16 protein-coding genes are annotated in these 14832 nt (G+C 61.6%); 7 read left to right on the forward strand and 9 right to left on the reverse strand.

The window, feature by feature from the left end; all coding sequences use genetic code 11:
- Nucleotides 1-41: 41 nt before the first annotated feature.
- The 6 genes from Q5H89_RS14050 to Q5H89_RS14075 all read right to left on the reverse strand — a co-directional run bounded on the left by Q5H89_RS14050 (nt 42) and on the right by Q5H89_RS14075 (nt 4156).
- Complete coding sequence (locus tag Q5H89_RS14050) at nt 42-581, reverse strand: phage tail protein (protein ID WP_305019965.1); 540 nt, start codon at nt 579-581, stop codon at nt 42-44.
- 21 nt (nt 582-602) lie between these two features.
- The gene (locus tag Q5H89_RS14055) at nt 603-1148 is read right to left on the reverse strand and encodes a phage tail protein (protein ID WP_305019966.1); all 546 of its coding nucleotides are present in this window, start codon (nt 1146-1148) and stop codon (nt 603-605) included.
- Between the two features lie 71 nt (nt 1149-1219).
- Nucleotides 1220-1717: a phage tail protein gene (locus tag Q5H89_RS14060; protein WP_305019967.1), complete on the reverse strand. Its 498-nt coding sequence runs from the start codon at nt 1715-1717 to the stop codon at nt 1220-1222.
- Between the two features lie 974 nt (nt 1718-2691).
- Nucleotides 2692-3390 (reverse strand): YjjG family noncanonical pyrimidine nucleotidase, encoded by a 699-nt coding sequence (locus tag Q5H89_RS14065; protein WP_305019968.1) that lies wholly within the window; start codon nt 3388-3390, stop codon nt 2692-2694.
- A 26-nt stretch (nt 3391-3416) separates the two neighbouring features.
- The gene (locus tag Q5H89_RS14070) at nt 3417-3734 is read right to left on the reverse strand and encodes a (2Fe-2S) ferredoxin domain-containing protein (RefSeq protein ID WP_305019969.1); all 318 of its coding nucleotides are present in this window, start codon (nt 3732-3734) and stop codon (nt 3417-3419) included.
- A 32-nt stretch (nt 3735-3766) separates the two neighbouring features.
- On the reverse strand, nt 3767-4156 hold the full coding sequence (locus Q5H89_RS14075) for an ArsR/SmtB family transcription factor (RefSeq protein ID WP_305019970.1): 390 nt from the start codon (nt 4154-4156) through the stop codon (nt 3767-3769).
- A gap of 105 nt (nt 4157-4261) precedes the next feature.
- On the opposite strand from Q5H89_RS14075, the gene Q5H89_RS14080 reads away from it, so the two are divergent.
- A complete protein-coding gene (locus Q5H89_RS14080) occupies nt 4262-4936 on the forward strand; it encodes a carboxypeptidase-like regulatory domain-containing protein (RefSeq protein ID WP_305019971.1) in 675 nt (224 codons plus the stop codon).
- An 86-nt stretch (nt 4937-5022) separates the two neighbouring features.
- Complete coding sequence (locus tag Q5H89_RS14085; RefSeq protein WP_305019972.1) at nt 5023-6420, forward strand: NAD(P)/FAD-dependent oxidoreductase; 1398 nt, start codon at nt 5023-5025, stop codon at nt 6418-6420.
- Nucleotides 6421-6555: 135 nt separating this feature from the next.
- Here the strand turns inward: Q5H89_RS14085 and Q5H89_RS14090 are convergent, their stop codons facing one another.
- Both Q5H89_RS14090 and Q5H89_RS14095 read right to left on the reverse strand, forming a co-directional pair.
- A complete protein-coding gene (locus tag Q5H89_RS14090; protein ID WP_305019973.1) occupies nt 6556-7980 on the reverse strand; it encodes an NADH-quinone oxidoreductase subunit N in 1425 nt (474 codons plus the stop codon).
- A gap of 127 nt (nt 7981-8107) precedes the next feature.
- Nucleotides 8108-9586 (reverse strand): complex I subunit 4 family protein, encoded by a 1479-nt coding sequence (locus Q5H89_RS14095; RefSeq protein WP_305019974.1) that lies wholly within the window; start codon nt 9584-9586, stop codon nt 8108-8110.
- Between the two features lie 201 nt (nt 9587-9787).
- Between Q5H89_RS14095 and mnmH the strand changes: the two genes are divergently transcribed.
- Genes mnmH through Q5H89_RS14115 form a run of 4 tightly spaced genes read left to right on the forward strand, consistent with a single transcriptional unit; the run spans nt 9788 to nt 13166 of the window.
- Nucleotides 9788-10864 (forward strand): tRNA 2-selenouridine(34) synthase MnmH, encoded by a 1077-nt coding sequence (gene mnmH / locus Q5H89_RS14100; RefSeq protein WP_305019975.1) that lies wholly within the window; start codon nt 9788-9790, stop codon nt 10862-10864.
- On the forward strand, nt 10827-11216 hold the full coding sequence (locus tag Q5H89_RS14105) for a VOC family protein (protein ID WP_305019976.1): 390 nt from the start codon (nt 10827-10829) through the stop codon (nt 11214-11216). Before mnmH ends, Q5H89_RS14105 begins: the two co-directional genes overlap by 38 nt.
- Before the next feature lie 19 nt (nt 11217-11235).
- Nucleotides 11236-12297, forward strand: a complete 1062-nt coding sequence (gene selD, locus Q5H89_RS14110; protein ID WP_305019977.1) for a selenide, water dikinase SelD — start codon at nt 11236-11238, stop codon at nt 12295-12297.
- Nucleotides 12279-13166, forward strand: coding sequence for a glutamate--tRNA ligase family protein (locus tag Q5H89_RS14115; RefSeq protein ID WP_305019978.1), 888 nt, complete (start codon nt 12279-12281; stop codon nt 13164-13166). The genes selD and Q5H89_RS14115 overlap by 19 nt, the downstream gene beginning before the upstream one ends.
- A gap of 240 nt (nt 13167-13406) precedes the next feature.
- On the opposite strand, the gene Q5H89_RS14120 is transcribed toward Q5H89_RS14115, so the two are convergent.
- Nucleotides 13407-13835, reverse strand: a complete 429-nt coding sequence (locus tag Q5H89_RS14120) for a winged helix-turn-helix transcriptional regulator (RefSeq protein WP_305019979.1) — start codon at nt 13833-13835, stop codon at nt 13407-13409.
- A gap of 174 nt (nt 13836-14009) precedes the next feature.
- On the opposite strand from Q5H89_RS14120, the gene Q5H89_RS14125 reads away from it, so the two are divergent.
- Nucleotides 14010-14774, forward strand: coding sequence for an SDR family oxidoreductase (locus tag Q5H89_RS14125; RefSeq protein WP_305019980.1), 765 nt, complete (start codon nt 14010-14012; stop codon nt 14772-14774).
- Nucleotides 14775-14832: the final 58 nt, after the last annotated feature.

A 14832-nucleotide genomic window follows, 5' to 3' on the forward strand; every position in this document is an offset into this window, starting at 1 on the left:
CTAAGGAGTTAAGGAAGTGATAACTAACTTAAGACGGCTGGCTACGACTGCGACGGATAAATCCCTTGCCAGGAAATAATGTAGTTGATGACCAGCGACGGCTGGGTGTTGGCGTGAGGCTGGCTGCCCCCGGCCGGGCCGACCTGGGGGTTCGTCACACTACCGGCGCCCAGCTTGGTGCTCCCGTTGTTGGCGCCGTAGCTGCGGCCACCCTTGTCGCCGAAGTAGGCCCCCTCGGGCGAGTCCTGGGCGGGGGTGCCCGTGTGGGCCTGCAAGGTGGCCGACACCGGGTGCTGGTGGGCCGGCATCTGGTTGGTCGTCAGGGTCACATTCTCCTGACCAAGCTGCTGGCCCATTTGGTAGGTGCTACCGCCGGGGAGCTGGCCCTGGCCCAACACCGCCCGCGACCGCAGGTCGGGCAGGGCAAACGTGTTTACCCCGTCGCCCCCGTAGGTGGTGCCTATCAAGGAGTACAGGGTGTCAAATTCGGAAATTTGTACTAGCTGGCCTTGACAAAAAAACCAGCCTTGCGGTGCAAAATTGCCCGCGAAGATTCGGATTTCACCGATATAGCTTGTCATGATGGATGCGAAAAAAGGTGACTAGGCGCGCTGAGGGAATTCGCCTTGCAGGGCAATGACGTAGTAGAGCGGCAGGTAAGGCATCAGGTTGGAGTGGGCTTGCGTTCCACCCGTTGCGGCGGCCGTGCCGGTCACGCTGGTAGTCGACATCTGGGCGTCAGATGAGGAGCTGTATTGCTGCGCGCTGGTATTAAGGGCGGGCACGTTGCCGGCCGGCGTACTGGAGGTGCCGGTGGCGTTGTTGGCCGCTACTGCGATGTCCGAACTCAGGCCGTGCGTGTGCGCCGGCAGCTGATTGGTTGTCAGGGTCACGGTTTCGGTACCACTGCGCTGCCCCAGCACGTAGCTGCTCAGCCCGGGGCCCTGCCCTGGGTTTACCAGAATGCGCCCGCGCAAATCGGGTAGGGCAAACGTGGTGCGGCCATCGCCCCCGTAGGTAGTGCCGAGCAGGGAAAAAAGGGCAGTAAACCGGCTGATTTGCAGCAGTGAGCCATCACAGAGCGCCCAGCCATTGGGAACGAAGCCGAAGCCTACAGCCCGGATTTCTCCAATAAACACGTCATCCATAAGGTAAAAAAAAGAAGGTGAAAAAAGAAAGCAAAAAGGGACCAGAAGAAAAAGAAGAACGGCCGCTAGTACTACGCGGCAGTGCGCCGAAGCCGAGATAGGTGCACGAGGTGCAACTCGGCCACGGCCGTAGTGATAGCCGGTGCGTTGGCCACTTTTACCGCGCAGAGCCGGCCAATAGGTAGGGCTCCGGCCGGGCGGCCGTTATCGAGCGCAGCCATGTCTGCCATGTCGGCGCGCATGTCGGGCAGGGCGAAGGTGTGGTGGCCATCGCCGCCGTAGGTGTCCCCTAGTACTTTGAACAGGGCCGGATATTGGGCTACGGTCAGGGCTTGGCCCTCGCAGAGCACCCAGCCCTGCGGCACTACCGTGCCGGTAAGGAGCTTTACAGTGCCGATAGCTTCGGCACCGGCAGTGGCCTCCGGGGCTAGGGCCAGCGCCTGGGCGGGAGCACCTAATACCGCCAGGCCCAGTAGCGCGCCGGTGCCCTTGAGCCAGCTGCGGCGCGAAGCAGAAGTAGTAGTAATAGCGGCCGAAGTGGTATCGGCCAGCGTAGCGAGTGCAATCATACAGAGCGGAAAAAAGGTAGAAGGAGGCGAGAAAAGAAATGGATAATAGAAGGCCCGGTGCATGGTACTAAGCTCCAGCAAAGGTCAGGCGTAGAAGCAGACAGCGGTATAGCATAAACATGTCATGTCGGGCCTGCTTTGGTGCAGGCTAAACATCATTGAAGCGGTTTCTTTTTTGGCTGGCGCGCAGGGCCAGCCGAGGGCGGGGCTTGCACTTGCTGCTTCCTGATTGAGTCCGAGCGCTTGCAGGTGGCTTGAGGCTGTTGCCCCGCCATTAGTAAGGTAGGTTTTCGACCCTTTACTAAAGGCAGAAGCTATTGCGTCGGCGGTGGCAATTGTACTCATCAGGTAAAAAGCAGGATTAACAAAATGTCATAAGCGACAACTACTAGCTGGCGGTAAATATAGCCAGTGTCAAGCAGGCTCAAGTGTTATTAAATTGCTGAATGGCTGGCAAGTTACCGGTCTGGTATCAGCCCCAAATACTAGTATGCTGTGAGGCCGGGAAACACTAGCTGAGTGCCATCTAAGAGCGGGTGAAGCACTGGTAAAACAAAGTGAAAAATTATTTTTCCGGGAAAGCGACAGCCAGGCTACTGCCGTGTGAAAGCCGAATAGCTCTGCTTTGGCAGTTGCGACAGCCCCGCATAGGGCTGTCGCAACTGCCAAAGCAGAGCTATTCGTAAGCTGAGCAAGCTTTATTAGCAAGTAAAGGCCTAACGGGAAAACCCGAACAGGCGCGCGCAAAAGCTAAGCTGATTTCAATAGCGTAAAAAGAGAGCGTAGTGTGCCTGCCCTGAGTAGACATCCACGGTGCGAAATAGCAAGCCCGCGCTGACTTTTTTTAGCGTATAAATACGTGTTTCAGCAGCTACGCATTTTTACTAGTAAGGCAGTTGCGAGGTGTGCTGCCTTCGGTAAGGAGAGCCGGCGTAGCGGCAAGAGCGTGCCCGGCCCTTTTCCTATTTGCCCGGCTATAGGAAACCGCGCAGCTCATCTAAGCTAGCGATTTCGTAGGTGGTTTGGGCAAAGTGGCGGCGCTTGGCAGGGTTGAAGTACACCTGGTCGATGCCCGCGTTGTAGGCCCCTAGCACGTCGCACTCCAGATTGTCGCCTACCATTAGGCTTTCGGCGGCGGTGGCGCCGGTGCGGGCCAGCGCGTGGGCAAACATGCGCGGGTCGGGCTTGAGAAAGCCGCTGTGCTCGGAAGTGATAACTTCCTCAAAATAATCGGTGAGCTTAGAGGAGATAAGCTTAATGTGCTGCACGTCCTCGAAGCCATTGGTGATGAGGTGCAGGCGGTAGCCTTTGCGTTGCAAGTACCCGAGCACCTCGTGGGTGTGCGGAAACACGGCCGCCTTGCGGGGTAGAATGTCGGTGAAGCGCGCCGAGATATCAACCGGTATATCAGCTTCGGCCACCCCTAGCCGGGTAAGCGTGCGCACGAAGCGTACTTCACGCAGCTGCTTTTGCGTCACCTTATTGCTTTGGTAAAGGCGCCACAGCGCGTGGTTGACCTCGCTGTAGCGCTGGCTGAACTCGGCGAAGGTGAACAGGCCGTGGCGGGCCAGGTCGTAGTCGGCAAAAAGCTGCGCGAGCGTTTCGTGGGCGTTGGTTTCGAAATCCCACAGCGTATGGTCGAGGTCGAAAAACAGGTGGCGGTAGGCTTTCATGCGGGGCTAGGGGAGAGGATAGCGGGCTATTCGGCATCGAGCAGCAGGTCGGCCACGGGGCGGCCGGTGGCCAGCGACTGCACCAGGCGCTCGGCGTCTTTGGGACGCGCGTTGCCATACACCAGGCCTTCGGGGTACACGACCAGGGCTGCACCAGGGCCTTTTTTGCACTGCTTGCACAGGTCGAGGCAGTTGCAGGTCTGGATGCGGGTGTGCAGCTTCTGGCCGCCTACAACCAGCGATTTCACGCCCTGAATTTTCAATTCTTTTTTGAGGGCTTTGGCCAGGTCTTCGCCCACGCCCGATTTCTGATTAGTGCAAACGAATAAGCGGCGTTCGGCCATGATAGCTGGTAGTTTAGGAAATAAAAAGGCGCCTACGCTGGCGGCAGCCAGCGGCGGTTCTGAATTTTGTAGGCCGCCAGCTCGCGGTTGCTCCACAGGGTTTGGTACACCTGCTGGTCGCGCACGAGCTGCGGGTCGCGCTCCATCAGGCCTAGTAACTGCTGCAATAGCTCGGCCGTTTCGTCGCGCAGGAAGTAGAACATCCAGTTGTCGAGGCGGCGCACGCCCACCAGGCCCGCGTTTTTGAGGTAGGCGAGCTGGCGCGAGGTTTTGGTCTGGGTGAAGTCGAGCACCTGCTCCAGGTCGCCCACCACCATTTCGTGGTTGCGCCACAGCAAATGCAGGATGCGTACGCGGCTCTCATCGCCGAGGGCCTTAAAAAGCTGCTGCCCGAATGCAACCGGGAAATGTTTTACGCGCATCTACCGTTGAGAATGGCTGAGCCAGCTTGGCTAGCCCCAAAAGTACGGCCGGCGCGGCGGGCAGGTTCGTATATTTGTTACAGTATCCTTTTGATAAGCTCCTTCGTGAACACTCGCCGTTTCCTTCTGCTGCTGAGCCTGGTTGTGCTGACCGGCCTGCTGGCTAGCCCCAAAGCCTGGGCCCAGGGCAAGCGCCGGGTGGTGCAGTTCACGGGTATCGTGGCGAGTGGCGACAGCCTGCTGGGCGTGCCCGGCGCCTCGGTGTACGTGCCCAAGGCCGGGCGCGGCACTACTACCAACGCCTACGGCTACTTCTCGATGCCGGTGCTGGCCGGCGACAGTATCGTGTTTCGCTCGCTGGGCTACCGCAACCAGACCATCATTATCCCGGCTGACTACCAGCGCCAAAGCTTCTCGGTTATTATCTCGCTGCTCGAAGACCCCACCGTGCTACCTGAGGTGCGCGTGTTTCCCTACGCCACCGAGAAGGAGTTTAAGAAGGCCTTCCTGGCCCTGCGCCTGCCCAACGAGCGCGGCTCGGCGGCGGCCGACAACCTCAACGAGGACCTGATGCGCAAGATTTTCAACTCGCAGCCTATGGGCCCCACCGCCAACTACCGGCAGTCGATGTCGATGCAGCAGCTCGACCTGGACCGGCGCATGGGCATTGCTCCTAACCTGCAGAGCAATAACCCCTTGCTTAATCCCTTTAGCTGGCTGCAGCTGATAAAGCAGGTGAAGAATGGCGAGTTCAAGAAGAAAGAAGGCGTTGATTATTAGCGGCTAGCCCGCTTGGCAATACAACCCCTAGCCGGTTTTTGGGGTAAAGTAGAGGTGGCAGATTATTGCCACCTTTTGCTTTTTCTATGGATACGAACCTTCCAATTTCGGCGCAGCCGCGGGTGGTAATAGTAGGCGGCGGCTTCGGCGGCCTGCGGTTGGCCCAAAAGCTTGCCGACGCGCCGGTGCAGGTGGTAATGGTAGACCGCAACAACTACCACAATTTTCAGCCGCTGCTCTACCAGGTGGCTACCGGCGCGCTCGAGGCCGACAGCATTGCCTACCCCATCCGGAAGATTTTTTCGGGGCAAAAAAACTTTTTCTACCGCATGGCCGACGTGCGGGGCGTGGTGCCCGCCACCAACACCGTGCAAACGAGCGTGGGCGATATTCGCTACGACTACCTGGTGCTGGCCACGGGCTCGCTCACCAATTTTTTCGGTATCGAGAGCATCGAGAAGAACGCGATGCAGATTAAGAGCATCCCCAATGCCCTGAACCTGCGCAGCTTCATCTTCCAGAATTTCGAGCAGGCGCTGCTCGAAACCAACCCCGAACGGCGGCAGGCGCTGCTCAATATCGTGGTGGTGGGCGGCGGCCCCACGGGCGTCGAAATCAGCGGCTCGCTGGCTGAGATGCGCCGCCACGTGCTGCCCAAAGACTACCCCGAGCTGGACCTGCGCAAGATGCAAATCTTCCTGGTTGAGGCCGGCCCCGCCCTGCTAGGGCCCATGTCGAAGGAGTCGCAGGCCGATGCCAAGCGCTACATGGATGGGCTCGATGTCATCGTGCGGCTCAACACAGCCATCAAGCGGTTTGAGGATGGCAAGGCGTACTACTCGGACACCGAGTTTATTCCGACCGAGAACATGGTATGGGCCGCCGGGGTAAACGGCGCGGCCATCCCGGGCTTGCCCGAGGAAGTAGTGACCCGCAACAAGCGCCTGACGGTGAACGCCTGGAACCAGGTGCCCGGCCAGCCCAACATCTTCGCCATCGGCGACGTGGCCAATATGGTGACGCCCGACATGCCCAAGGGCCTGCCCATGCTAGCCCCCGTGGCCCAGCAGCAGGCCGACCTACTGGCCGAAAACCTGCAGCGCATCATCCGGGGCGAGGCACCCAAGGAATTCACCTACCTCAACAAGGGTGTGATGGCCATCATCAGCCGCAACAAAGCGGTGGTAGACTTGCCCAAGGATGTGCACTTTAAGGGGTTTCTGGGCTGGCTGGCCTGGCTCTTTATTCACCTCATCTTGCTCGTAGGCTTCCGCAACAAAGTGGTGGCGCTGGTCGACTGGGCTTTCAGCTACTTTAATTCCGACCAGGCGCTGCGGCTGATTATCCGGCCTTTTTCGCGCAAGGATATGAAGGATGACAAGGGCAAGCGCGCTGCCGAGCACGCCACGGCCACCACTGAATACAATGCCACACCGCCCGCCATCCAAGAAAACGCGCCGCCTGCGCCGGCTCCAGCGGCGTAAAAACCTAGTTTAACGCCGCCGCCCCGGTAGCGTCCTGCTCCCTTCGTCAGCAGGACAGCGATTTTTGAAATAGCATGCAAAGCAAAAAGCCGCTGATTTCAGCGGCTTTTTTGCTTTTACTGGAGGATGCGAGGGCTACAGCAAGCCGCTCAAAAAGCCGGGTAGAATACCGAGCACCAGCGTGAGCACCGCCAGCAGCACCAGCGTGGCCGACTGAAAGCCATCGACCACAATCGGGGCGTCGTTGCCCGGCTCGGCGGGGCGCAGGTACATGGCGATGACGGGGCGCAGGTAGTAGTAAATGCCCACCATGCTCATCAGCACGGCGAACACCACCAGCCAGATGTAGCCCTGCCCGGCCACCGCCGTGAAGATGAAAAACTTGCCGAAAAAGCCGCCCGTGAGCGGAATGCCGCCCAGCGAAAGCATGGCTACCGTCATCACGAAGGCCAGCAGCGGGTTGGTGCGGGCTAGCCCGGCCAGGCCGGCATAGTCTTCGCGCTGGCGCTGGGCCGATACAAGCTTGAGTACGCCAAAAGCCGCGACTGTGGCAATGGAGTAGGCGAGGCTGTAGAAGAAAATGCCCTGGGCGGCCGGGCCGCTCAGCTGGCCGCGGCCGGCCACGAGGCCTAGCAGCAGGTAGCCGGCGTGCGATACGCTGGAGTAGGCCAGCATGCGCTTGGCGCTGGTTTGCACGGCCGCGCCCACGTTGCCGAGCAGCAGCGTGAGCACGCACATGGCGATGATGGTGGGCAGCCACACGGCGCTGGTGCCGGGCAGGGCTACCACCAGCAGCTTCAGAAAAGCAGCGAAACCAGCCGTTTTCACCACCGTGCTCATGAAGGCGGTGAAGAAAGTCGGCGTGCCCTCGTACACGTCGGGCGTCCAGAAGTGGAACGGTGCGGCCGATACCTTGAAGCCGATGCCGATGACCATCATTAGCACGCCCACGTACAGCATGGGCTGCAGGCTGGCGTTGGCCGGGTTGGCGATACCGGCGGCCAGGCCATCGAGCTGGAAAGAACCCGTGGCGCCGTATACCAGCGCAATGCCGAAGAGCAGAATACCGGTGGCAAAGGCACCTTGCAGAAAGTATTTGAGGGCCGCTTCGTTCGAGCGCACGTTGCGCTTGTCGGAGCCGGCCAGGCAATACATGCTGATACTCAGAATCTCGATGCCCACAAACAGCATGATGAGGTGGTTGTAGCTCACCATCATGATGGCGCCCACCAGCGAAAACAGCAGCAGCGAGTAATACTCGGCCAGGTTGGGCTCGCCGGCCGCCACGTAGGAGCGCGAGAAGGGCAGCAGCACCAGCGCCGTGAGCAGCACAATGCCGCTGAATGCCACCGAGTAGTTGTTCACCGTCAGCATCTGGGCCACGTAGGGCGAGTCGAACAGGCCCGGCAGGCTACCGGCATGGTTCCAGTCGAGCAGGTTGAGGCCGAACACGAGGGCTAGCACCACCAGCGCAAAAGGCAGCAGCACCCGGTTGGAGCGCAAAAAGCCTAGGAACAGGTTAACAATGCCGAAGACGGAGAGGAGAACGATGGGGAGCATATCCGGCCCCACCCCCCGGCCCCCTCCCCTGCGGGGGAGGGGGAGCCGAGATAGGTGGAAGTAAATGGTTTACAACAAAATAATCGTCAGGCTCCCCTCCCCCGAAGGGGAGGGGCTGGGGGTGGGGCTACCGGCCAACCAGGGTCAGAATCTGGCTGATGGCCGGCTCCGACAAATGCAGGAACGTGCCCGGAAACAAGCCGAGCCAGAACACCAGCGCGATGAGCGGCACGAACATGAACAACTCCTTGCCGTTGAGGTCGGTAATGGTGTCGGAATAAGCTGAATCGGGCCCGAGCATGGCGCGCTGATACATGCGCAGCAGGTACACGGCCGAGAAAATAATGGTGAGGCCCGCCACGGCGCCGGCCCACATATTGAACTCGTACACCCCCGCTAGCAGCAGAAACTCGCCCACGAAACCGCCCGTGAGGGGCAGCGCTACGGTGCTCAGCAGCATTACCAGAAAGCATACGCTCAGCAGCGGCGTGCGGCGGGTGAGGCCGCCGAGGTCGGCCAAATCGCGGGTGCCGGTGCGGCGCTCAATGGCGTCGGCCACCAGGAACATGCCCACCACGTTTACGCCGTGGGCCAGCATCTGCACCACCGCGCCTTGCAGGCCGATGGCCTTGAGCGAGAACACGCCAGCAATCATCAGGCCCACGTGCGAGAGCGACGAGTAGGCAATGAGCCGCTTCATATCGCGCTGCCGAATGGCAATAATAGCACCGTAGATAATGCCGATAATGGCGAGCACCATCACCAGCTGCTGCCACTGGCTGACCCCTAGCGGCACCACCGGCAAGAGCCAGCGCAGGCAGCCGTAGATGCCCATTTTCAGCATGATGCCCGAGAGCAGCATGGTAGCCGGGGCCGGCGACTCGGTATAGGTATCGGGCTGCCAGGTGTGGAAGGGGAAAATCGGCATCTTCACCGCGAAGGCGGCGAAAATGAGCCAGAACACCCACGACTGCTCCGAGGCCCCTAGCTGCTTGCCAGCGGCGTAAAACGCCTGAATATCGGAGGAGTGCGCGGCCAGCGAGCCAGCGCCCGGGCCGGTTTGCAGATACAGGTACACAAAGCCGGCCAGCATGAACAGCGAGCCGATAATGGTGTACAGGAAGAACTTGAACGTAATCGGGATACGGCGCTCGGAGCGGCTCCAGGCGCCGGCCAGGAAATAAATCGGAATCAGGGCCACTTCCCAGAAGAAGTAAAACACAAAGGCATCGAGCGACGTGAATACCCCGAGCAGGCCGGTTTGCATAAACAGCACCAGGGCGTAGAAGGCGCCGGGGTTCTCGTACTCTTCGTGGCGGAACGCCGTGGCCAGGATAATGGGCACCAGCGTAGCCGTGAGCAGCACCAGGCACAAGCTCAGGCCATCAATACCAAGGTGAAAATTGATGCCCGCCGAAGGTATCCAGCTCAGGTTGAGGTCGAAGCCGCTTGGCCCATTGCGGGCGTAGGCAATGGCCGCAAACACGGCAACGGCTAGTTCGAGGAAGGATGCCCCCAGGGCCAGGGCGCGGGCCGCGGCGCCTTTGGCAAAGTGAAGGAGCAGGGCGGCGGCCAGCGGAAAAAAGACGAGAAAAGCTGTCAGCATTAGCGAAAGCGCACGGCAAACCGGCCGGAAGCCCGGTGAGTTTACCGCGAATTAGCTGCAAACTTACTGCCCGCGTGGGGAAGGTGGGCAAGGAGTTCAGCTAAAAAGCGTGGGCTAGCCTGCCAGTTGCCGGGCCGGCCGGCGCCCGGCGCGCACCCGCCCGGCGCCGGAGCGCGTAAGTTTGACTTCTAATACCCCGCCATGCCCCGCCACCCGATAACCGATTTTCTCGACACCGCCGCCGGCCCCATCCTCGACGTGCGCGCCCCGGCCGAGTACGCGCAAGGCCACATTCCGGGCGCGCTGAGCCTGCCGCTTTTCACCGATGAGGAGCGGGCGCGCATCGGTACTACCTACAAGCAGGTAAACCCGGAAAAGGCCGTGCTGCTAGGCCTCGATTTTTTTGGCCCCAAGATGCGCGCCATGGTGGAGCAGGCCCAGAAGCTAGCCCCCGGCCAGGAGGTGCGCCTGCACTGCTGGCGCGGCGGCATGCGCAGCGGCGCCGTGCTGTGGCTGCTGGAGCTGGCCGGCTTCCACGTCAACTTGCTGGATAAGGGCTACAAGGATTACCGCCGCTGGGCGCTGGCCGAGTTTGCCCGCCCGCGCCAGCTGCGGGTGCTGGGCGGCTACACCGGCAGCGGCAAAACGGCCGTGCTGCACGCGCTGGCCCAGCGCGGTGAGCCCGTGCTGGACCTCGAAAAGCTGGCCAACCACCTGGGCTCATCGTTTGGGGCGCTGGGCCAGCCGCCGCAGCCCACCCAGGAGCAGTTTGAGAACGACCTGGCCGCCGCCCTGGCCAGGCTGCCCACCGACCGGCCCATTTGGGTCGAAGATGAGAGCCGCACCATCGGCAGCCTGGGCATCCCGAATGCATTTTTTGAGCAAATGCGCGCCGCGCCCCTGGTGGTGATAGATGTGCATAGCGAAGCCCGCGTGCAGTACCTGGCCGCCGACTATGGCCGCCACGACGCGGGCGGGCTGGCCTCGGCCGTGCTGCGCCTGCGCAAGCGCCTCGGCGGCCTCGTTACCAAAGAAGCGCTCGGCGCCATCGCCGACGGCGACATGCCGCGCATGGTAGAGCTAGTGCTAGCTTATTATGATAAAACTTACGGCTACGGGCTAGCCGACCGGCCCGCTACCACTGTGCCCGCCGCCACTACCGACGCGGCGGCCAACGCGACGCTGGTGCTGGCGGCTAGCCAGGGCAATCAGTTAGCGGTAGTAACTACTCCGGCAAACCATGATTCCGACACTGCGGGTGGCCCGGCCCACCAATAACCTGGCTGCCCTGCATCATTTTTACGTCGACGGCCTGGGCTTATCCGAACTGTATACCTTTACCGGCCACGATGGGTTCGACGGGCTGATGCTCGGGCACCCGCAGGCGCCGTATCACCTGGAGTTTACGCAGCAGGCCGGCCACGTGGTGCCGCCCGCACCCACGGCCGAAAACCTGCTGGTGTTTTATTTGCCCGAGCGTGCCGAGTGGGAAGCGGCCGTAGCCCGGATGCGCGCCCACGGCTACCACCCGGTGCCGGCCCACAATAGCTATTGGGACCGCCAGGGTCTCACCTTTGTCGACCCCGACGAGTACCGGGTAGTGCTGCAACATGCCGCCTGGAATTTTTAACTGTCGCTAGCCACCTCTCATGACCCCGACCGACCTCGACAAGATTCGCCTCACGCAGTACAGCCACGGCGCGGGCTGCGGCTGCAAAATTGCGCCTAGCGTGCTCGATAAAATCCTGCACAGCAGCCTGCCGCAGCCCAACTACGACAACCTGCTAGTGGGCAACGGCTCGCGCGACGACGCGGCCGTGTACCGCCTGCCTAATCAGGCCGGGCAGTGCGTTATCAGCACCACCGATTTTTTTATGCCCATCGTCGATGATGCCTTCGACTTCGGGCGCATCGCCTCGGCCAATGCTATTTCCGACGTGTACGCCATGGGCGGGCGGCCGCTGCTGGCCATTGCCGTGCTGGGCTGGCCCATCGATAAGCTGCCGCCCGAAGTGGCCGCCCGCGTAACGGAAGGTGCCCGCGCCATTTGCGCCGAGGCCGGCATTCCGCTGGCCGGCGGCCACAGCATCGACTCGCCCGAGCCCATTTTTGGGCTGGCCGTGACGGGCCTGGTGAGCGAAGCTAATCTGAAGCGCAATGACACGGCTACCATCGGCTGCCGCCTCTACCTCACCAAGCCGCTAGGGGTGGGCATTCTCACCACGGCCCAGAAGCGTGAGATACTGCGCCCCGAAGACGCCGACGTGGCTCCCGCCCAAATGCGCCAGCTCAATAAAATAGGGGCCGACCTGGGTGAGATTGCCGGCGTGCGGGCCATGACCGACATCACGGGCTTTGGCTTGCTCGGGCACCTGGCCGAGGTGTGCGAGGGCAGCGGCGTGCAGGCCATTCTCAACTACTGGCAGGTGCCGCGCCTGGCCGAGGCCGAGCGCTACCTGCTGCAAGGCGCGGTGCCGGGCGGCACGGTGCGCAACTTCCAGAGCTACGGCCACAAAGTGGGCCCGCTTACCGACGAGCAGAAGTTTTACCTCTGCGACCCCCAAACTTCGGGTGGCCTGCTGGTGTGCGTAGAGCCCGGCGCCGCCGAGGCCGCCGCCCAGGCCGTATTTGCCCGGCACGGCTTGGCGCTGGAAAGCTTCGGCGAGTTGCGGGCGCACGCGCAGGGCGAGCCGTGGATAGTGCTGGCGTAGCGCTGCCCCCGGCCGTGGTGGGCCGGCTGGCCCCTACGCCCAGCGGCTACCTGCACCTGGGCAACGCCGTCAACTTTGTGCTTACCTGGCTGCTGGTGCGCCGGGCCGGTGGCACGCTGCACCTGCGCATCGACGACCTCGACCGCGCCCGGCTGCGACGCCCCTACCTGGAGAATATTTTTCGGGTAATCGACTGGCTAGGCTTGGATTATGACCACGGGCCTAGCAGCCCCGACGACTTTTTGCGGCACTACTCGCAGCTGCTGCACCTGCCCGCCTACAACCAGGTGCTGCGGCGGCTGGCCCAGCGGCCGGGCCTCGTGTATGGCAGTCTGCGCTCGCGCACGGGCGGCGCGGGCGAGGCCGTGGTGCCCTTAAGCACGCCGGGCGTGGCGTGGCGGGCGCGGGTACCCACGGGCACCACCATTACGTGGGCCGATGGCTGCCAGGGCGTGCTGCGCGTGCCGCTGGCCATCGAAATGCCCGGCTTTGTAGTGCGCAAAAAAGACGCGGTAGCAGCCTATCAGCTAGCCTCGGTGGTCGATGATTTGCGGCTGGGCACCACGCTCATCGTGCGGGGGCTGGACCTGCTACCCAGCACGGCCGCCCAGCTGTGGCTAGCGGCCCAGCTACCCGAAACGAGTGCCTTCAACCCGGCGCGCATTCAGTTTTTTCACCACTACCTACTCACCGATGCGGCGGGCAATAAGCTGAGCAAAACCACCCAGGCGGCCGCCGACCAGGGTATACTAGCCGCTGCCGGCCCGGGCGTGGTGTACGCGGCCGTGGCGCGGCTGCTAGGCCTGCCCGCCGCGGCGGGCGAGTCGCTGGCCGGCCTGCGGGCGGCATTTAGCCAGGAAACTGTTTGAATTAGCCAAATTGGAGGCTGCGCCGGGCGTTGGCCCGGATTATCCAGGCTATGCCAGTCACTCGCGCCTGAACCTCAAGCTGGTGCCCTAGCGGCTGCGGCTTTTCCTTCACTGGCCGCCGGGCCGGGCGTGATGAAGCAAAAAGTAATGTTTTAAAGCACGTAAGGTGCCGTATTTACCCCGTGGCCGCAGTCGCCACCTAACCCGGTTGCGCCCGGCGAAGTGTGCGTACGACCTGGTTTATAGTGTGGCAGCTGGCCGCGCGGCGGCCCGGGCCAGCTCCTGGTACTTGCGGATGGTGCCGGCCTGGTCCTGGCGCAATTCCAGCATTAAGGCCGTATCCAGGACGTTAGCGCAGTGCTTGTGGCCCCACAAAATGAACTCCCCCATCAGCGGGGCCAGGTCCAGCCCTTTCTCGGTGAGGCGGTAGATGAACTTCGATTTTTTATCCGCCGCCACGGTCTTGGTCACGATGCCCTGGCACTCCAGCAGGGCTAGCCGGTCGGCCAGAATGTTGGTGGCCATTTTTTCTTCGGACTGCGCAAACTCCCCGTAGGAAGACTTGCCGATGAAGAGCATGTCTCTCAGTATCAAGAGGGTCCATTTGTCACCCAGAATGTCGAGCGAGGAACTCAGGGCACAGGCCGAACGCTGTTTGAGCGGTTTCATTACGCGGAAAATAAATTTTACTTGCAATTAGCAAGTTTAATGGTCTACCTTTGTACTTGCAAAAAGCAAGCGAATATACGTGCTGCTGGCTCTTGTATTCCGCGCTGGTTTCAACGCCAGGCAGTTCAACCAAGGGGGCGGTGTCCACTGCCCTACTCATTCAATTTTTATCTTATGAAACTACAAGGCAAAGTAGCCGTCATCACTGGCGGCAACAGTGGCATTGGCTTCGGCATTGCGCAGGAATTCAAGAATGAAGGCGCCAAAGGGGCCATCGTCGGCCGCAACCGCGAAACGCTCGACGCCTCGGCTCAAGTACTGGGCAACGACTTCATCGCCCTCCAGGGCGATGTGACCCAGCTCGCGGATTTGGAGCGCGTGTTCCAGGCCGCGGCCGACAAGTTCGGCAAGTTCGACACGCTGGTTGTGAGCGCGGGCGGGGCCATTGGCGTGGGCACGGCGGTTTCGGTGGCCAGCGCCACGGAAGACGACTTTCAGCGGGCAGTAGACCTGAACCTGAAAAGCGTCTTCTTCACGGTGCAAAAGGCCTTGCCGCACATGCACGACGGCTCGTCCATCGTGCTGGTGGCGTCCAATTCGGCTCATCAGGGGTCGGCGGGGCTAGCGGCCTATTCGGCGGCCAAGGCCGGCGTCATCTCTTTCGCCCGCTCGTTCTCCCTGGATTTGCTCGACCGCAACATCCGCGTCAACGTGCTCAGTCCCGGCTCTACCGACACGCCGGTGTTCGGCAAATTCGGGTTGCCGGCCGAGGTCGCCGCCCAGGTCAAGGCCGGTTTCGTAGAGTCGATTCCGCTCAAGCGCATTGGGCAGCCCCGCGAGATGGGCCGGGTCGCCGTGTTTTTAGCATCGGAAGATTCCTCCTTCATGCTGGGCAGCGAGGTGCTGGCCGATGGCGGCTCTGCCATGCGGTACGCCTAAGGCAGAGGCAGGGCGGGTGGGCGGCCCCGGCGAAGCAAGCCATCTACCGGCCGTTTAC

Origin of the sequence: Hymenobacter cheonanensis, from assembly GCF_030581075.1 — a bacterium.
Classification (GTDB): Bacteria; Bacteroidota; Bacteroidia; order Cytophagales; family Hymenobacteraceae; genus Hymenobacter.